General features: G+C 47.8%; 12 protein-coding genes. 9 read left to right on the forward strand and 3 right to left on the reverse strand.

Annotation, left to right across the window (positions count from 1 at the left end):
- Positions 1–53 precede the first annotated feature (53 nt).
- From ABW391_RS19770 to ABW391_RS19785, 4 genes are all read left to right on the forward strand, one after another.
- The gene (locus ABW391_RS19770; RefSeq protein WP_353483637.1) at positions 54–830 is read left to right on the forward strand and encodes an MbnP family protein; all 777 of its coding nucleotides are present in this window, start codon (positions 54–56) and stop codon (positions 828–830) included.
- A complete protein-coding gene (locus ABW391_RS19775; RefSeq protein ID WP_353483638.1) occupies positions 823–1,902 on the forward strand; it encodes a cytochrome-c peroxidase in 1,080 nt (359 codons plus the stop codon). Before ABW391_RS19770 ends, ABW391_RS19775 begins: the two co-directional genes overlap by 8 nt.
- Positions 1,889–3,007: a cytochrome-c peroxidase gene (locus tag ABW391_RS19780; protein ID WP_353483639.1), complete on the forward strand. Its 1,119-nt coding sequence runs from the start codon at positions 1,889–1,891 to the stop codon at positions 3,005–3,007. Before ABW391_RS19775 ends, ABW391_RS19780 begins: the two co-directional genes overlap by 14 nt.
- Before the next feature lie 984 nt (positions 3,008–3,991).
- Entirely contained in the window at positions 3,992–8,974 is a 4,983-nt protein-coding gene (locus ABW391_RS19785) for an SdrD B-like domain-containing protein (protein WP_353483640.1), read from the forward strand.
- Between the two features lie 185 nt (positions 8,975–9,159).
- On the opposite strand, the gene ABW391_RS19790 is transcribed toward ABW391_RS19785, so the two are convergent.
- Positions 9,160–11,403, reverse strand: coding sequence for a LamG-like jellyroll fold domain-containing protein (locus ABW391_RS19790; RefSeq protein WP_353483641.1), 2,244 nt, complete (start codon positions 11,401–11,403; stop codon positions 9,160–9,162).
- 254 nt (positions 11,404–11,657) lie between these two features.
- Between ABW391_RS19790 and ABW391_RS19795 the strand changes: the two genes are divergently transcribed.
- On the forward strand, positions 11,658–12,788 hold the full coding sequence (locus ABW391_RS19795; RefSeq protein ID WP_353483642.1) for a Gfo/Idh/MocA family protein: 1,131 nt from the start codon (positions 11,658–11,660) through the stop codon (positions 12,786–12,788).
- A 163-nt stretch (positions 12,789–12,951) separates the two neighbouring features.
- On the opposite strand, the gene ABW391_RS19800 is transcribed toward ABW391_RS19795, so the two are convergent.
- Entirely contained in the window at positions 12,952–13,485 is a 534-nt protein-coding gene (locus tag ABW391_RS19800) for an SRPBCC family protein (RefSeq protein ID WP_353483643.1), read from the reverse strand.
- A 241-nt stretch (positions 13,486–13,726) separates the two neighbouring features.
- Between ABW391_RS19800 and purL the strand changes: the two genes are divergently transcribed.
- The 4 genes from purL (at position 13,727) to ABW391_RS19820 (ending at position 18,890) form a co-directional block, all read left to right on the forward strand.
- Positions 13,727–15,970 (forward strand): phosphoribosylformylglycinamidine synthase subunit PurL, encoded by a 2,244-nt coding sequence (gene purL / locus ABW391_RS19805; RefSeq protein WP_353483644.1) that lies wholly within the window; start codon positions 13,727–13,729, stop codon positions 15,968–15,970.
- Positions 15,971–15,985: 15 nt separating this feature from the next.
- Positions 15,986–17,095: a peroxiredoxin family protein gene (locus ABW391_RS19810; protein WP_353483645.1), complete on the forward strand. Its 1,110-nt coding sequence runs from the start codon at positions 15,986–15,988 to the stop codon at positions 17,093–17,095.
- Positions 17,096–17,258: 163 nt separating this feature from the next.
- The gene (locus ABW391_RS19815) at positions 17,259–18,389 is read left to right on the forward strand and encodes a DUF3179 domain-containing (seleno)protein (protein ID WP_353483646.1); all 1,131 of its coding nucleotides are present in this window, start codon (positions 17,259–17,261) and stop codon (positions 18,387–18,389) included.
- A gap of 48 nt (positions 18,390–18,437) precedes the next feature.
- Positions 18,438–18,890 carry a 3-oxoacyl-ACP synthase gene (locus ABW391_RS19820; protein ID WP_353483647.1) on the forward strand — a complete coding sequence of 151 codons (453 nt, stop codon included), beginning with the start codon at positions 18,438–18,440 and terminating at the stop codon, positions 18,888–18,890.
- A gap of 2 nt (positions 18,891–18,892) precedes the next feature.
- Here ABW391_RS19820 and rbsK read toward each other — a convergent pair whose 3' ends face one another.
- Positions 18,893–19,795, reverse strand: a complete 903-nt coding sequence (rbsK, locus tag ABW391_RS19825; RefSeq protein ID WP_353483648.1) for a ribokinase — start codon at positions 19,793–19,795, stop codon at positions 18,893–18,895.
- Between the last annotated feature and the right edge of the window lie 199 nt (positions 19,796–19,994).

The raw sequence follows: 19,994 nt of genomic DNA on the forward strand, positions 1-19,994 counted from the left end.
ACGAAACCTTGGAGGTTTCGTAAACTTCCGAGTTGTACCTAAATATGCCATCCATGCAAAAATTGACCATCCTTTGTTGTTTGTTGCTCAGCATCGGTTTGTTTACTTGCGACAAAAATACCGAAACCTCAGATACTGGAGGGGAATTGACTTTGACCTTCAAAGGGCTATTCGACAAGGCGGCGCTGAAAATGTTCAACGCAAACTATCCTTACGAATCCAACACGGATTTGCGTTTTCAACTGTTTCAGTTTTACATTTCGGACGTCTCTCTGCTGAAAACCACCAATCCTTCTGGCGACAGCACCAAGCTCATTGATGTTGAATTGGTTTCTTTCAAAAACATCCAATCTGACGATGCTGCGCAAAAAGGCATCAGTTTCACCATCAAAAACATTCCTCCGGGTACCTACAAAGGCATCAAACTGGGTTTAGGGGTATCCGCCGACTTGAATGCCTTTGGCCCCAGCAAATACGCCCCACCACACCCTTTGGATGACAATTACTGGTCATGGGCTTCCGGGTACGTCTTCACCAAAATTGAAGGCAATGCTGACCTGGATAAAAGCGGCAAATTTGCCACCAAACTGACTTTCCACGTTGGTCAAAATGATTTTTATCGGCAAAAGGCAATGTGGCACGACATCGAAATCAAGGATAAATCCAGCACCCCACTCACCATTGATGTAGACTTGCATCGGGTTTTGGTAGCCGTACCAGGCTCTTTCCTGGATTTCCGTAAGGTGACCCAGGATCACACCACCGATCGATCCATTGCTAAATTTCTCAGCGACAACCTTGAACAGGCGCTGACGATTCACCATGAGTAAGAACCTGACATTGGGGTGGATTATCAAAGATTGGCAATGGTTGTGTCTGCTGCTGTGTGTATTGAATATTTGCTCTTGTCAAAATGCGCAAGATCAGCAAATCCAAAATACCCCTTTTCAGCCACACCCAATCAAGCCTCCTCATCCGCCTACTTTCCCGGTGATGGTGATTCCATCCGACAATCCACTCACTCGGGAAGGAATTGCTTTGGGGCGGAAGCTCTTTTTTGACCCCATCCTGTCCAGCAATGGCCAGATGTCATGTAGTACTTGTCATCAGCCCAAACTGGCATTCACCGATGGCCAAGCCTTGAGCAAAGGGGTAAAAGGCCACCTGAGTAAGCGCAGTGCCATGTCCTTGTTGAATGTCGGTTTTTATGCCAAAGGATTGTTTTGGGATGGGCGAGTTGGGACGCTGGAAGAACAGTCCTTACACCCCGTACGCGACACCGTTGAAATGAATGCCTCCTGGCCAAAAATTGTCAAAAAGATCCAAAAGCATCCGCATTATCCGATCCTTTTTCGCCAGGCATTTGGCATTCAGTCTATTCAAGAAATGGACAGCGTGTTGGTAGGCAAGGCTCTGGCACAATACGAGCGCACCCTGATCAGTGCCGATACCAAATTTGATCGGGTAATGCGTAAAGCAGCCCAGTTTACGCCTCAGGAAAAACGGGGCTGGACGATTTTTTTTGATGCTTCCCCGGCAGTGCCGACTTCTGAGTGCAACCATTGCCACGTCGATCCCTTATTCAGCACCCTGGGATTTGAAAACAATGGTCTGGTTGAAGCGTTGTCACTGGATGATTACCCCGACAAAGGGCGTGGAGCAGTAACCGGAAACCGAAACGACAATGGCCAATTTCGAGTGCCTACTTTGCGCAATCTAAAATACACTGCACCATACATGCACGACGGACGTTTCAAAACCCTGGATGAAGTGTTGGATCATTACGCATCCGGCGGTCACCCAGGCATCAATGTAAGTCCCAATGTGCGCGAGTTGCACCTGAGCAAAAAAGACCGCGCTGATTTAATTGCATTTTTAAACACGCTGAATGACCAGTACTGATATGCGTTACTCCATATTGCTTGTCTTGTTGCTGACTTTGCTTGGCTGCAAACCAGACAAAAATGAAGACCCCAAGCCCGATACAGATTTGATTTCGGGCAATTATGCTCCCGAAGCATATACCATAAGTATTCCCAAGTGGATGCCTCCACTGCCAGCAACGCCAGCAAATGAATTGACCAAAGGAGGCGTTGCACTGGGAAGAATGCTATTTTATGACCCCATTCTTTCGCGAGACAGCACCCAGGCTTGCGCTACTTGCCATCAACAAGCCTTGGGGTTTACTGACGGACTGGCCAATAGTAAAGGGATTCGGGGCCAAAATGGTAGCCGTAGTTCAATGCCCTTGGTCAACCTGGCTTACAATACCCGAGGCTTCTTCTGGGACGGTCGTTCGGTTGATCTTGAAAATCAGGCCCTGCTCCCCATCGAAGACCACCTGGAGATGGACGATACCTGGGACAATGTAGAACGCAAGTTGCGCAGACACAAGGATTACCCTACTCGTTTTAGAGAAGCTTTTGGTATTTCGCGCAAAACGGAGCTTACCCGAGACCTGGTGGTCAAAGCGATTTCCCAATTTGAACGCACCCTGATCAGTGCTCAATCGCGCTATGACCGCATTGTTTGGGCCAAGGATGATTTCCCCAGCGATGAGGAGCAACGTGGGCTGGAGCTTTTTTTTATTGAGTACGCAGGCAACCAAGCACACCCTGGTTGCTCCCATTGCCATTTCAATCCGCTGTTTACTGACAACAATTTCCACAACAATGGCCTGGACGCTGTACCCAACCTCAGCGCCTTCAAAGACCTGGGAAGAGGAAAAATTACCAGCCTCCTTTCTGACAATGGAAAATTTCGTACACCATCGTTGCGCAACGTTGCCTTGAGCGCACCTTATATGCACGATGGTCGCTTCAAAAACCTGGAAGAAGTACTGGACAATTACAGCAGAGGAGGTCACGGTGTAGCGAATGAAGACCCAAATATTGTTCCTTTTCCGCTCACCGCGCAGGATAAATCCGATTTGATTGCCTTTTTGAAAATGCTAACCGACACGTCTTTTGTGAACAATTCGGCTTTTTCTAATCCCTTTAAGCGCTAAATCAGTTTTTTTTGGCTTTTTTTTAGTTAAAAAAAAGCATTTTTTGAGTGGTTTTTTTCACAAATAATACTAAAAATCGCCCTTTTTTATTGAATTTTTAAGCTAATTATGTTTTTTATTTTTCTCACAATACGCTTATTTTGTCCTTGTAAGCCCCTGTTCTTTGCCCCATATTTGTATTGTCAAACGAACGTAGCCGATGAATGAATCGGGTACAAATTTTGGATATGCATTATGGGATCTTTGTTTGCGAAAATAGTAAGTCAGGTTTAGGGATAAAGTCTGACTTACTATGCAAACCTTTCCCCACCAACTCGAAGTGTTTTCACTCAAAATATACCCACTAGGGAAAAGATTATTTTTTAAAGTTCATGGGATTATATGCAGTAAGTCGCGCTCATTCAGCGCGACTTATTTTTTTTTAAGCAAATCTGAACCAGCTCCAAAGGTAAGTTGTTATTTTTTGGAATTCTGCAAAATAAAACTAAAAAATCCAGGTTTAATTAACTAGAGTATTAAGGCTTTGTCTTAAATTCGTTAATTGATCTAAGAAGTATATTCATGGGATTATAATTTGTTAGTAGTTGGTCGTACTGCAACTGAGTAGTGCGACTTTTTTTTGGAAAAACAACATTAAAAAAAACTTCCAATATCTCCGCCATAGTAGTGGGCAAAAATAAGTGATCATTTTCCTGAGCCAGAGGATTAAATAAGACACTTGAAATGAAACGTTTACTCATTTAATCCTCTCGCAAAATGATCACTTATTTTTTTATCGCCCCAAAGCTTTGTTCATATCAAGAATATTTCGTTTATTTGCTGCACATAAAGCCATAACTACATTTTAGGAATCATTTCATTTTATTACTTCTTCATCCAGTAATAGTATCCTACCCATTTTTTCAGTCTTCAGCATTGGCCTCGTTGTGTGGTATCCACACGACCGGGATCACTCTATTTTCATTGCTAACAAATTTTAATCCAATGTTCAAAAGACCAACCGCTGTTTTATCCCGAAACAATAGCGAACCGATTAAACTGCTGTTGCTGGTTTGCTGCATGGCCATCAGTGGATTCAGCACCGCAGCATTTGCCCAAATCACCCTCAATTTTGATCTTACCAACCCAATCTGTGCAGGACTGGGGGTTGGAAGCAGAATTTTGGTGACGTCCAGCGGTGGTACCAGCCCTTATGCATACAAATGGTCAAATGGGGCTACTACAAATGAGCTCAGCAATGTTCTTGCGGGTAGTTATTCTGTAACAGTTACCGATGCAGCCAATCGCAGCATCAGCGGTACTGCAACCCTCAGTGATCCTGAGCGGGTCAGTGTTAGTTTCGAGTCCCAAAGCTGCACCTCCCCTGCCACCATAACGGCTACAGGAAGCGGTGGATTCCCACCGTATACCTATACCTGGGATGGGATGGTGCCTGGACGAACCTATCAAGCTTCCCTTCCTGGAAAGTATTGTGTAACTGTCACCGACTCCAAGCTTTGTGGTCGAATTGCCTGTTTTACGGTTTCGATCAATCCAATGTTTTTGGATGTCAGTTCTCAGGCCATCAGTTGCCCTGGAGTAGATGATGGCAGGGCCAGTGTAAGCGCTTCAGGCGGCACAGCACCTTATTTTTATACCTGGAGCAATGGCGCAACCACTTCGACCATCAGCAACCTTAAAGCGGGAAATTATTCGGTGACGGTGGTAGATGCTGGAGGCTGTACGGAAATTGCTACCACCACCGTTGTCAACAAGTCACCCATCCAAATAACCCTGACCCCCACCCAACCATTGTGTTCGGGAGATGCCAACGGAGCCATTACCGCCATTGCTACTGGAGGAAACGGTGGTTTTCTTTACCGTTGGAATACTGGCGCAACAACTACCGCCATTACAGCTTTAACCGCAAGCACTTACACCGTTACGGCCACCGATTCCAGGGGGTGTACGACCAATTCATCGAGCACGCTGGTGCCGGGATCCAACCTGAGTCTCCTTCCAGCCGGAGTTCCCGAAACCTGTCCAGGCAACAACGATGGATTTGCGCTGGTGGAAGCTAATGGAGGGATTCAGCCTTTGAGTTTCAACTGGGCCGTAGGCGGGTCGACCAATACCTTGAGTAGACTGGCTCCGGGTACTTACCGCATTACCGTCAGTGATGGCAAAGGCTGTCAAAAAACCGCAGATGTAATCGTAAGGGCTGCAACTGCAATTACCATCAACGTTGCCTCTACCAATAACCCTACTTGTGGAGCAAGCTCGGGCAAAGCAAAAGTAACTGCTACTGGCGGCATTGCCCCCTATAAGTACTTGTGGAGCAATGCGGCAACCACGGACTCCATAACCAACCTGGCAAGTGGAACTTACCGGGTTACGGTAACCGACCGCAATGGCTGCCAAAAATTTGGCGTAGCCACAATAACGGAGCCCCCCAGCATGGTACTGACCCTGCAAACCCAGCAAATCACTTGTAATGGGCTGAAAAATGGGCGCATCACTGCATTGGTAAATGGTGGCACCTCTCCTTACACCTATATCTGGAACAATGGGAAACGTACCCAGATCATCGATACTTTGGCTCCGGGTACCTATGGCATTATGGTGCGCGACGCCAAAGCCTGTGTCGTGCAGTCATCTGCTACCCTCCTGGATCCTCCTGGAGTAACGGGTACGCTGACTTTGACCAATTTCCTTTGCAGCAATACCCCAACTGGCAGTGGCCAAATTAGTGTTTCCGGCGGCACTACTCCTTATACTTATAAATGGAGCAATGGGGCAACCACCTCTGCTTTACAGAATCTGACGCCAGGCAATTATGCAGTGACCGTTACAGATGCGAATGGTTGTGTAAAACCTTTCAGCGGTCAAATCAGTCTCAATTCAGGCATAAGTCTTTCCGCTTCTGTATCGGATGTCAACTGCTTTGGTGACAACAATGGCCGGATAGCGCTCACAGCAACGGGCGGTACTGGTGTCTTACGCTACAACTGGAGCAATGGCAACACCACCTCAATAGTCAATAACCTCGCTCCAGGAACCTATACGGTCACTGTGGCTGATCAAAACAATTGCAGCAACGACAGCAGTTTTGTCATCGTGCAACCAGCGGTACTGCGTGCCATCATGAGTGGAAATGGACTCCTCTGCGCTACACCTTTAAGTGGAGCAGCACGTTGTACCCCCAGCGGAGGTACCATGCCCTATTCTTTCAATTGGAGCAATGGCGCAACGACTTCCGCGATAACTGCTTTGAGCGGAGGGAAATACACCGTAACCGTAACCGATGCGCGTGAATGCGAGGTAATCGATACGTTCAGGGTCACTGATCCAGGTGTCCTGCTTTGCCAAGTCAGAATCATTAAAGCCGTCAGTATTCCAGGTGCCATGGATGGCGAGGCCGAAGTGAGCATAAATGGAGGCACAGCGCCCTTTACTTATATCTGGAGCAATGGTGCCAGGACTTCAGCCACCACCAACCTGAGCAGCGGAAACTATTCGGTGACGGTAACCGATGCACTGGGATGTACCACAAACTGTAGCGTGGCTTTAGCGCCCAGCAAAGCACTGATTGGCGACATGGTTTGGTTTGACCGGAATGAAAATGGCCTCATGGATGCTGGTGAACCGGGAATACCGGGGATCAAAGTAAAACTGAACCGCATGGATACCATCAACGGCCCGGAGATGGCGGTCACGACGACCAATGCTAACGGAAAATACTATTTTGCGGTAAACCCGGGTTGTTATAGGGTTACCTTTGGTATACCCGATACCCTGCGGCCAACCCAGGCAAATGTTGGCAGCAATGACGCCATCGACAGCGATTGTGACCCATTTAGTTACATGACCGACACCATCTGTGTAGCGCCCGGCAGCAGCAACCTGATCTGGGATGCAGGGGTAACTTTTGGGCCCAAAGGAAGTACACTCGGCACCTGTCGCTGTTTGAACAATGCGGTGGATGCCGGAACTGGACAATTCCGTGAAACGATCACCATCGATGCAATCCCAGGCGAAACCTGGCGCATCACCAGTGTCAGAGGGGTATACCGAGACGACAGTGCAAACCCACCTGCTTTACCCATACCTTTAAACACAGGTGTTACCCTAGCCACTTCAACTCCAGGGGTCTTCTCCTTGACTTTCAAACACCTGGATGGTCAAGGATACCGCATGAAAATTACCAATGGGGTAGATACGATGATTTTTCAGAACACCTGCGCTTATCCAACCCTCAGAATTGCCCGTTTGTCCAATGCCAGAGATACTTTCTGCGTGAATGCAGCAGCGTTTGATTTGGTGGCAACGAGTTCAACGCCTGGAGAAATTTCGTTTACGCTCAATGGCCAACCCGTAACCCGCATCAATCCCGCGACATTGCCTCCTGGCACGTATGAATTGATTGCCCGCTTGTCTCCCAACAACACCGAAGAATGCGAGGCCGTTTTGCGCCGACTCATTGTGATTACCCGTACCAACTGCCGCGCAGTCATCGGAGATTTTGTGTGGCATGACTTGAACCAAAACGGCATTCAGGATCCAGGTGAACCTGGGATTCCTGGGGTAAAAATAATCGTATTGGTCGTACCCAAGGGTGGGTTTACCACACCAGATACCATCGTTACAGATGCCAATGGAAAATACTTGTATACTGGCCCGGCGGGCAAATACAAAATGACCATTATTTTGCCTCCAGGATTCGTATTGGGCAAATCCAATGCTGGAATTGATGATCGAATAGACAGCGACTATGATTCTACTTCCTTGATGACCAACATCATTGATCTGGCAGAAGGTCAAATCGACTTAACCGTTGACGCAGGCCTAATCAAACCCTGTATCAATGTGACCAGTGCAGGCGTAATCGGTTACGATCAACGGCTGTGCGCTCCCGGAATTGATCCGGCGCCCTTGGTCAACCTTGTTTCCCCCACCGGTGGTGTAGGCGAAGTGGAGTACCTCTGGATGAAATCAGTGAGCAGTCCGCGCTTCGACAATGCCTTTTTTGATCCGATCCCCAATTCAAATGCGCCCGTTTACGACCCAGGGCCACTACAAACCACCACTTATTTTGCCCGTTGTGTGCGCATCAAGGGCGGTTGTCCTTACATCGAAAACAATGTAGTCAAAATTGAGGTGGGCAATGATGTGAAAATCGACTGGAAGAGTCCAACCGGGTTTTGCGCCAAAGACAACGCAGTATTGCGCATTGAAACGGGAAGCGAATTCCCTGGGGTACGCTGGGATTTCGACCTCGGGGTTACACCAAGGGTGGCTTACGGCAAAGTAGCTACGGTTAGTTTTGTTGGGCCTGGTCGGTTCGGGGTGACCCTCACGGTTTCAGAAAACAACTGCGTGGGTAGTTTCACAACATTCTTGTCTGTATCCGATAACCCAACCGTATGTGGTGGTGGCATCAATAGTTTTGGATTGGACGCTGTACCAATGAACAGTCAAACGGTAAGGCTCAATTGGGCTATTTTCAACGATGGCCAAAATTATACCTTCGACGTGCAACGCTCCAACGACGCCAAACAGTTTGGTTTGATTGGTACAGTCAAAGCACCAATCCGACTTAAGAACAACAACCAGGAATACGAATACATCGACTATACGGCTCTGAAAGGTATCAATATCTATCGGGTACGCATGGTCAACACCACTTTTGGCGGCGAAGCCTTGTCCAAATTGGCCAATACCAAAGTGGGCGTAGAACCCGACGATTTGTTCAACATTTACCCCAATCCGGTAAAAGACCGCCTGGTGATCCAATTTCTGCAACAACCCACTAGCGATATCATCCTTGAACTTTTTAACGCAGATGGCCGCCTGCATTCCAGCAAAAAAGTGAGTGCTGGCACCATCCTCGATGGCATCAGTTTCGATGATCTGCCGCGCGGATTCTATTTCGTCCGAATCAACCTGGGCGATTTGGGAACGGAGACTGTGAAAATTGTGAAAGAGTAAGGTTTAAATTTTGGGTTTCCACAATTTCACCTAAGTAGTGGGGCAAAAATAAGTGATCATTTTTTCTGAGCCTGAGGATTATATAAGACACTTGAAATGAAACGTTTACTTATCTAATCCTCTGGAAAAATGATCACTTATTTTTTTATCGCCCCTGAGTGTTTAATTGTGGAAACCCAAAACCTTTAACGGATCAGGTTCACTCCCCCATTCAAGACCGAGCGCTTGCCGCCACAATCCAGTTCGATGGCATAAAAATAAAGGCCGAGATTGGCTTTTTGCCCCCGGAAGGTTCCATCCCATTCGCTGTCCAAATCTTTTCCTTCAAAAACCAGGTTGCCGTAACGGTCGCGGATGTAAAAGCGAAGCACTTCCACTTTGCTCCCCTCCCCTGCCAGTACCTTAAAAGTGTCGTTGATTTTGTCTCCGTCTGGAGAGAAAGCGTTGGGTACATATACCGCTCCAACATTGAGCTTTAAGGTGTACACGCTGTCGCAAAGCCCAGGGCGTTTGATGGTTTTGGTATAGACTCCGGATTGGGTATAGCCTTCGTAATTGCCGCCCGCGCAAATACTCACCTCCTCCTGCAAATTGGAGATTTCCACCACCTGCAGGATCAGGGTTCGCACACTATCACACCCGGGGCCACGCGCAAATAAGGTATCCCGATAAGTACCCGGTGTGGAATAGCCCGCAAAAACAGCGCCTTTGCAAATGGTTTTATTCAAAGAAAAAGGGATGGCACTGGCCTGACTCAAGATCAAGGTGCGAATGCTGTCGCAACCCGATCTCGCAACCAGGGTATCCACATAAGTACCCGGAGTAGCATAGCCCTCTATGCTTGCACCCTTGCAAATAGTGGCATTGCTGCTAGATTTTACCGGATCCATCACAACCAATTGAGTGACTTGAAAGCTATCACAACCTGCTTTGGTCTGAAAAGAATCCCGGTATATTCCGCTGCTGCGGTGTCCTCCGAATTGCTCACCCGCGCAGATTACCTTGAGGCTTTGGGTCAATAGCGGAGGCGCCACGGCTAAACGCAAAATACGGATGCTGTCACAACCATCGCTGCCTTTGAATCGATCGGTATAATTGCCCGTACTGCGGTAACCCGCAAAACTCGCTCCCTGGCAGATCCGAACATTGAGTACTACTGAATCGGGCTGGAGTACTTTTAATCTCAAAATGCGCAGACTATCACAGCCGCGCACGTTTCTATAGGTATCGCGGTAAACCCCGCTGATTCGATACCCCTCTACCTGGCCGCCTACACAAATGGTGCGATCAATGGTGACGGTATCTGGCCTGAATACCAACAACTGGATGGTGCGTACGCTGTCGCAACCCACTGCATTTTTTAGCACATCTGTATAAATGCCTGCTTTTGAGTAACCTTCATAAGATTGCCCCACACAAATGCCGCGAATGATATTAGAGGAAGAATTTGGTTTTACTTTTAAATTCAGGATGCGGGTACTGTCGCAGCCCAGTTTTGTCTTAAAAACATCGGTGTAGGTATTGGCGTAGGTATATCCAAAGGCACTTTGCCCGGCACAAATTGCAGTATCCACGGTCACCCGCGGACTGGGATTGACGGTCAATTGAAAATAGCTAACGCTGTCACAACCCTTACTTGTCCGAATGGTATCTGCGTATAAACCAGCGGTGCCGCGTTTGCGGTACACTTCTCCTTGACAGATGGTGACGGGTTGGGCAATTTTTTCAGGTAACGTGTAAGAATTGTACAAATCAAGCAATTGCTGATCCGAGATGCTTTTGTTGAAAATGTAAAACTCATCCATGATGCCAATGAAATACTCGGTGGTGCCGGGTTCATCTCGTCCCAAAACGATAGGAGAATTGTTTTGGCGAACGGCAGTCATGGGCAAAGTCAGGCTGATGACCAATTTACCATTCAGAAAAATATCCAGTTTGCCCCGGTTGAAGCGCCAGACTACAAAATTCCATTGATTGAGCTGAATCGCAAAAGGGGCACCCATCACAAAGTTCTGATAGGCCGTGGGGATCAATCCGGGCGCCGTATACCGCACATAGGGAATCAGAGATCCACCCTGGTAGGCAACATTGAAAGGAGCAGTGAGCGGTTTGGTATCGGATTTGGTCAGGATAGAGACGGTGTTCCCGTCCAGCGCGGTGGGAAAAATCCAGCAGGCAAAGGTAAATTCGCTGGTCAAGCCATTGATCACACCAACGTTGGGAATTTCAAAATAATCGCCAACGCCATCCAGTTGATAAGCCGAGCCGCGAATGCCGGGTACACAGCGCGGATTGCCAAAGATCAGCGCATTGTTGCGGGTGGTACTATTATCATCTGCGCTGCCTTCAAATGGATAATACCCAATAGGCGCAATCTGACCACCCAACCACAAGGGCAGGCAGAGCAAAAACAGAATTTGGGGACGCATTTGTCAATCGGTTTTGTGGGAAAAATTACAATTGGTGAAAAGTAGGTAGATTTGTGGAGATTTTCAAGAGGGAATTGGGTTTGATGAAAATGAGCTGAGGATTTTTTAAAAATGTATTCAGATTCGTATTGTTTTATATTTTTTTATTTAAAATTAAATTTTTATTTATCATTCCCTAAATTCGTTGTTCAACCTGCGAGTTTTTTTAGCAAGTTAGAATCAGTTTTCTATAAACAAACATCAAACCATCGCCAATGAAAAACACCCTTTTCAACCGTCGCCGTTTCTTGAAAGAAACTGCCACTACTGCAACCGGAATAGCAATTCTCTCTTCGCTGCCCCAAACAAGTTTTGCCCATTCAGTTGCAGAACCACGCATCAAATTCTCGGTCATCAACATCAACCACGGCCATATTTATGGCATGGTGGATGCCGTGACCCGAGGTGGTGGGCAACTGGTTTCCTTTTATGCCAAAGAGCCAGACCTCGTTGCCGCTTTTGCCAAAAGGTACCCAGAGGCTAAAATAGCCGCCAACCAGAAAGAAATCCTGGAAGACCAGAGCACCCAACTCATCCTCAGTTCGGGTATTCCCATTGAACGCGCACCGCTGGGCATCGAAGTGATGAAGCACGGCAAGGATTACCTGGTAGACAAACCCGGCATTACTTCCCTCGAGCAACTGAAAGCCGTACGCGCTACCCAACAGGCCACCAAGCGCATCTACTCCATCATGTACAGCGAGCGCCACGAAAACCGCGCAACGGTCAAGGCGGGCGAGTTGGTCAAAGCGGGCGCGATTGGTAAAGTGATTCAAACCATCGGCATGGGCCCGCACCGCATGAGCCTCAGCTCCCGACCCGACTGGTTTTTTGACACCAAATACTATGGCGGCATCATCACCGATATTGCTTCTCACCAGTTTGACCAGTTTCTTTTCTTTACGGGTTCTACCCAAGCGGAAATTGTGGCGGCGCAAGTAGGCAATGTCAATCATCCCCAATATCCCAAATTTGAAGACTTTGGCGATGTGATGATCAAAGGTGATAAAGGTACGGGCTATATCCGCGTGGATTGGTTTACCCCCGATGGACTAAAAACCTGGGGCGATGGCCGCCTGACCATCCTGGGCACCGATGGCTACATCGAAATCCGCAAAAACATCGACATCGCCAAATCTGATGCCGGAAACAATTTGTACCTGGTGAATCAAAAAGAAACACGTTACATCGATTGCAAAGATGAGCCACTTCCCTTTGGTACCCTTTTCGTAGACGATGTACTCAACCGCACCGAAACCGCGATGCCACAAGCGCATTGTTTCCTTGCAACGGAAATGGCGTTGAAGGCGCAGAAAATGGCCCAGTCGATCAGTTTTGGAAAATAATTTATACCAAGCACAAAAGCGACATAAATGGGAACGCTGATGACGCGGATTGAGCGGATTTACACGGATTTTATCTGCGATAATCCGCCTAATCTGCGTCATCAGCGTTCCCATTTAAGTTTCTCCATCAGAGCCGAAGGCGCTGTAAAGAAAAAGCATACCCTTATTTCTCCAATACCTCCTTCAACTTCGCCAAAGACTTTTGGTATTCCGTTCCGATCATGTCATCCATGCTCATGAACACCTGCATGAAATTCATAGGGTAAGTCATCTTGCCGCTCATCCCCCATTTCACCTGGGTGGTAGAATCATTGATGGCCACTGTCTCCAGGTAGGCCGGAGATATTGAACCCATCATGCCTTTGAAGCGCAGTTCTGCATCGATCCGTTTGCCTTCCGCAATTTTTAGCACTTCCTGCTCGCCATCGCCCATCATTTTGCTTTCCCATATTGCAACCGAACCCACCTCGCCATCGGTGCCGCGGTAGGCCATTTTCATATCCGGGTCTGCTTGAGTCCAGGTACTCCAGTTTTCTTGATTTTTCAGGGATTTCAGGTAGGCAAACACCTCTGCTTTGGGTTTGTTGATGCTGATTTCCCGCACAATCGCAAAGTCCTTCTTGATAAAAAGGGCGGCAATCAGAAAGGCGGCAATCAGGATGCCGATTACCAATAAAAATCTTTTCAGTAACTTCATGTCAAATAGGATTTTGATGAAAATGTTTTTTAATTTTAAACAATAACAAAAATAAAAACATTTTTTAAAACAAAAAATAAAAATTTACGCCAATTTAGAGGGGCATTTGCGTCAAAAAGCAAAATGAACTTACTTTGGCTTACTTTATGGCTTCTTTTTAGCTTCGCTGAAAAAATTAAACAGCCGCATAGCGATTTGCACCCCCTGGTTTTTATCTTTGCACTTTTAAACCCAATTGCTGATGCAGCACGTATCTGAACCGGAAATTAATACCCAGGTAGCCCAAAATCTGGGACTTACTGAAGAAGAGTTTGACCGAATTGTCAAAATCATGGGGCGAACCCCCAATTTTACCGAGTTGAGCATCTTCTCGGTCATGTGGTCTGAACATTGCTCGTACAAACATTCGATCCATTGGCTCAAAACATTACCCCGCGACGGCAAACGTCTTTTGGTTGGGGCTGGTGAAGAAAATGCCGGATTGGTTGACATTGGCGAAGGCCTGGCTTGCGCATTTAAAATTGAATCCCACAATCACCCTTCTGCCATCGAGCCTTATCAAGGTGCAGCGACTGGGGTTGGGGGCATTCACCGCGATATATTTACCATGGGTGCTCGTCCCATTGCAGCACTCAACTCGTTGCGTTTTGGCAATTTGGATGCGGCACATACCCAGCACCTGATCAAGGGGGTCGTAAAAGGAATTGGCGATTATGGCAACTCCTTTGGCGTACCTACAGTAGGTGGCGAGGTTTACTTCAACGATTGCTACAACCAAAACATCCTGGTCAATGCCATGTCGGTAGGGATTGTCAAAGTGGGTCAAACCATTTCTGCAATCGCTGAAGGGGTAGGCAACCCCATCTTTATCGTTGGTTCGGCTACGGGCAAAGACGGCATCCACGGCGCTACATTCGCCTCTGCTGATTTGACCGAAGACTCTGCTGAAGACTTGCCAGCAGTACAGGTAGGCGACCCTTTTCAGGAAAAACTGCTGCTGGAAGCAACCCTTGAAGTCATCAAAACTGGCGCGGTAGTCGGCATGCAAGACATGGGTGCAGCAGGCATCACCTGCTCTACCTCAGAGATGAGTGCCAAAGGCAAATGCGGCATGCACATTGACCTGAGCAAAGTACCTACCCGCCAGGCCAACATGAAAGCCTGGGAGATTTTGCTTTCCGAAAGCCAGGAGCGCATGCTCATTTGTGTGCACAAAGGCCAGGAGCATTTGGTAGTAGACGCATTTGAAAAATGGGATCTGGAATGTGCCCAAATCGGCGAAGTAACCGATACCGGACACCTGGAGTTCTATTACGAAGGCGAATTGGTGGCCGATGTACCCGCCGATCCCCTGGTTTTGGGTGGTGGTGCCCCCGTTTACCAGCCCGAATACCAGAAGCCAAAATACATTGATCAGGTCAATAAATTCAACAGCAAGAACATCAACCAACCCAAAGACCTCAAGAAGGTTGCCCGGACGGTGTTCTCTTCGCCCAATATCGTTTCCAAGCGCTGGATTTATGAGCAGTACGACTCCATGGTGCGCACCAACAACATGGGGACCAATGCACCCTCGGATGCATCACTGGTACGCATAAAAGGCACCAATAAAGCATTGGCCCTTACGGTAGATTGCAACTCGACTTATGTTCACGCTGACCCTTATACTGGCGCGGTGATTGCAGTAGCAGAAGCAGCCCGAAACATCGTTTGCTCAGGAGGAACACCCGTTGCCATCACAAACTGCTTGAATTTCGGGAGCCCTAAAAACCCCGAAGTATACTGGCAATTTGTCAACGTGATCAAAGGCATGGGCGATGCTTGCCGTAAATTTGATACGCCTGTTACGGGTGGAAACGTGAGTTTTTACAACCAGTCGGTATTAGGCGACCGCACCGAACCCATTTTCCCTACGCCCACTATCGGGATGCTGGGTATTTTGGAAGATGTGAAGTACCAGATGACCTTGAGTTTCAAAAAAGAAGGCCATTTGATTTACATGATCGGTACGCCTCAAAACGACATCAACTGCTCGGAATACCTGCGTTTGGTACACAAGGTGCTACTTTCGCCAGCACCTACCATCGACCTGGATGAAGAATTTCACATCCAGTTGAATTTGGGTAAATTGATTCGCCGTCGCTTGATCGAATCTGCCCATGACGTATCTGAAGGTGGTCTGTTCACTACCTTGCTAGAATCAGCTATGGCGGGCAATATCGGCTTTGAAGCAGAAACCGATGACAACTTCCGCAAGGATGTGTACCTTTTCAGTGAAAGTCAAAGCAGGATTGTGATCACTTGTACTGCGGATAAAGAAGACGATCTGGTCAACTACCTGAATACACACAATATTCCTTTTACCAGAATCGGCGAAGTAACCGGAAAACGCGTTCTAGTGGACGGCGAAGACTACGGCACGCTGAACGAATGGAAAGCCATCTATGACCATACCTTGGGTCAAAAAATGGAAAATGCTATATAATCTAAAATCAATCGCATGAACCGCTTCCTTCAAATTGCATCTCTTGCCTTATTGTTGTTGGGCATCTGGAGCTGTACCCCCAAAGGGACTACCATCTCTGGAACCATTAAAGGTGCTGAAAACTTACAGGTTTTTGTTGATCAAGTTGTGATTGGCCGCGCCAGCACCGTCATGGACAAAGCCGATATTGGCGCCGATGGCAGTTACAAAATCAATTTCGCCGAAGGCTTGAAACCCGGCATTTACAACCTGCGGATTGGTGCCAAACGCATCAATCTGGTCATGGATGGTTCTGAAAAATTGGTCACTGTAAATGGAGACCTGAACACGTTCCAGGATTACGCCGTTGAGATCACGGGGTCCAAAGATTCCAAATTGTTGGCCACCTGTGCCAAGAGCCTCATGGAACGCCAAATGTCGGCCAATGACGTGACCACCTTTATTGATACCACCAAAAGCCCTTATTTGGGTGCCTTTTTGGCCTATATGGTGTTTGGCAACTCCGGCCCTTATTTGCCAATTCAGAAGAAGGCACTCGAAAAGCTGCAACAGGCAGATCCCAATTCAGATCTTGCCACTTCTTATTCCGAATTTTTGGCCTCGATGGAAGCCCAGTACGTTGCAGAACAAAGTAATCAGGTGGTTCAAATCGGCAAACCTGCTCCAGATATCGATCTGCCTAGCCCAAGTGGCAAGAAATACCGCCTCTCTGACCTGAAAGGCAAAGTGGTATTGCTCGACTTTTGGGCAAGCTGGTGTGGCCCTTGCCGGGGTGAAAACCCCAACGTTGTAGCGATTTACAACAAATACAAAGACAAAGGATTCACCATTTTCAGTGTTTCACTGGATGGTTTTGACGATCGTCAGGCTGCTGGTGCTACTCCTGCTCAAATCAGCGAAGCCCGCCTACGCGGTAAGGAGGCCTGGATTCAGGCCATTCAGGCTGACAACTTGAGCTGGCCCTACCATGTGAGTGACCTGAAACATTGGAATGCGGCTCCTGCTGCGCAGTACGGTGTGCAAGGCATTCCTCGCGCATTCATGATCAACAAAGAAGGTTTGATCGTATCTACCGAAGTACGGGGAGCCGCAAATATCGAAGCGGAGTTGTTGAAGCATTTGTAAGACAACGAACCCAATTTGGGTAAAAATCGCGGAACAGTTGAACTGCTCCGCGATTTTTTTTTGCCTAAAATTTAAATCTGCGCATCCATCTGTGTCAAATCTGCGAGAAATAAAACCCATCTTAAATCCACTTTTGCTATTTTTGGTTATAAAATCGATCCAGGTGAAAAAGCTCTTCTATATTTCCATCTTTCTCCTTGTCTTGTTTGAAATTGCCAATGTCTATTTCATCATGCCGATGCCGGGCAGTCAGCGCATGGACAGCATCGATTTGGCTTATTTTTTGAACTCCTGGCGCTGGTTATTCCGGCTCTCTTTGCTTGCGCTTGCCGCCATAGCCTTTTGGCAGGCTAAATTTACCCGACTTTGGTTGCCCCTGATTGCTGTGTTGATTTGGGGTTTTGTCACCTACCAATTCAATTTTGAGATGACTGCCGAGCGCATGTTTGTGCAACCAAAATTGAGCATGCAGACGATTGAAAAAAATAAGGTGGAACTGAAACGACTCGTTTTGGGCGTGAGCTACGGCGGGGCTGCCAGCGCTTACCCGATTCAGTACATGGCCTATCACCATCAGGTACGTGACGAAGTGGGTGGGCAACCCATCATGGTAACCTACTGCAACGTGTGTCGCACCGGGCGGGTGTTTGAACCCAAAATTGATGGGCAAAACGAAACTTTCCGCCTGGTTGGAATGGATCATTTCAACGCCATGTTTGAAGATGGACACAGCAAATCCTGGTGGCGACAAGAAAATGGCGAAGCCATTGCCGGCCCCCTCAAAGGAAAGGTTTTGCCCGAAATGCCATTCAATCAAATGACCCTCAAGCAATGGCTAAAGTACCACCCCAATAGCAAAATCATGCAGCCAGATTCCACTTATGCGGAAGAATACCAATACCAAAAAAATTACGAAAACGGCAATAAAAAAGGCGAACTCACCCGCACCGATACGCTTTCCTGGCGCGAAAAATCCTGGGTCATTGGCATTAAAATTGGCCAGGCCAGCAAGGCTTTTGATTGGAATGCCTTGAAGAAAAAAAGAATCATCAATGGCAAAGTTGGCAACACCCCCATCGTACTGGCCCTTGCCCTGGATGGCAAAAGTTTCGTCGCATTTGAACGCCCCAATGGCACTTCATTCCATTTGCAAAACGATACGCTGATCGGAGACAAGCACATGTACAACTGGCTGGGCAAATCATTTGATCCAGAAGTGGCTGACCTCAAAAAAGTGCCAGCATATCAGGAATTCTGGCACAGTTGGAAGACTTTTCATGGGGATGCCCGGTGAAAGGTTGTCTGCTATTGACATGATTGGGTTTATGAATTATCAAATTTTATGATCGCCTTCAAAACTGCCTTACATCAAGCCTGCCTCAATCGCATCGACCAACGCATCGTCCTTGCTCAAAAAGCCATGGAAGACATCCAGGAATCGGCCAACCAGGAAACCAAGAGCAGCGCTGGTGACAAGTACGAAACCAGTCGCGCCATGATGCAGCAGGAAAAAGACAAACATGCTGATCAATTGGACCAGGCCAAGGAACTCCGTCGGCAACTGGAGCTTTTAGACCCAACCATAACCCCTTCCCAGATTCAACCCGGCAGCCTGGTACAAACCAATGAAGGCCAATACTACTTGAGCGTGAGCTTGGGCAAAATGTTACTGGATAACCAAACCGTATTTGTGCTTTCTGCGGCAGCGCCCTTGGGACAGGCGCTGCTTCACAAACGCATTGGCGACAAAATTGTATTTCAAAACCGCAGCATTGAAATCCTGGAGATCTCGTAAACTCAGGGCATCAACTCCTCCTTATACGGCGCTGAAGCCTGCGCCCCCATCCGCGTTACCGCAATAGCACCCGCCCGACAAGCAAAATCGATGGCGGGCAACCAATCCAGTCCCTCGGCCAAAGCCACCACCAATGCTCCATTGAATACATCGCCAGCTGCGGTCGTATCCACCGCAGTGACTACCGGAGCAGCCACCTGAAAATACGCATCGGCATTATGGAAATAGGCACCTTTTGCGCCCAGCGTGATGATCACGTTGGCTACGCCTTTGCTCAGAAGGGCTTCGGCCACCCGAGGCAAGGAGGCATCGTCGTCCAAAGACAACCCGGTCAGCAATGCTGCTTCGGTTTCGTTGGGCGTGATCAACGACAAAAGTGGGTACAATTCATCTGGCAGCACCTGAGCAGGAGCTGGATTGAGCACAAATGGTTTGCCCAGGGCATGGGCTTTTTGCGCAGCGTAGAGTACGGTTTCGATTGGCGTTTCGAGTTGCATCAGAATCAAGTCGGCAGCTTCAAATGCCGCATTGGCCAGATCTAGATCGGCAGGACTCAGCGCTGCATTCGCTCCAGGGGCAACTACGATTTCGTTTTCCCCTTCGGCATTGACCGTGATCAGGGCAACGCCCGAAGCCAGAGCAGGATCGGTCTGCACGTATTCCACATTGATGCCTTCATGAACAAAGCCTTCGACGGCCTGGCCGCCAAAAACATCGTTGCCGACCTTGGCCACCAGATCCACCATGCCACCAATGCGCGCAGCAGCTACCGCTTGATTGGCGCCTTTTCCACCTGGAAACAGGTAAAAGTCACCGCCAATGATGGTCTCTCCTGGCTGCGGAAAACGGGCAGTTTTGACCACCATATCGGTATTTGAACTTCCTATGACAAGTATGCGAGGCATGTTTTTGTTTTTTGTGTGTGACGGATAGACCTACTTGAAAGAGGGTCATCCAACCAAATGAAACTGTTCTAAAGCATTTATTTATAGTAGAAATGTCTTAGCAATGCGAAAAAGGCCTTATTGAAATCCCGATTTTGCGGAAGCGGAGGCGGGTTAAGCGAAAAACTGTTTGAGTCCCGACGCAGGAGGGGCGAGTTTT

The sequence above is a fragment of the Haliscomenobacter sp. genome (genome assembly GCF_040403615.1).
Taxonomy (GTDB): Bacteria; Bacteroidota; Bacteroidia; order Chitinophagales; family Saprospiraceae; genus Haliscomenobacter.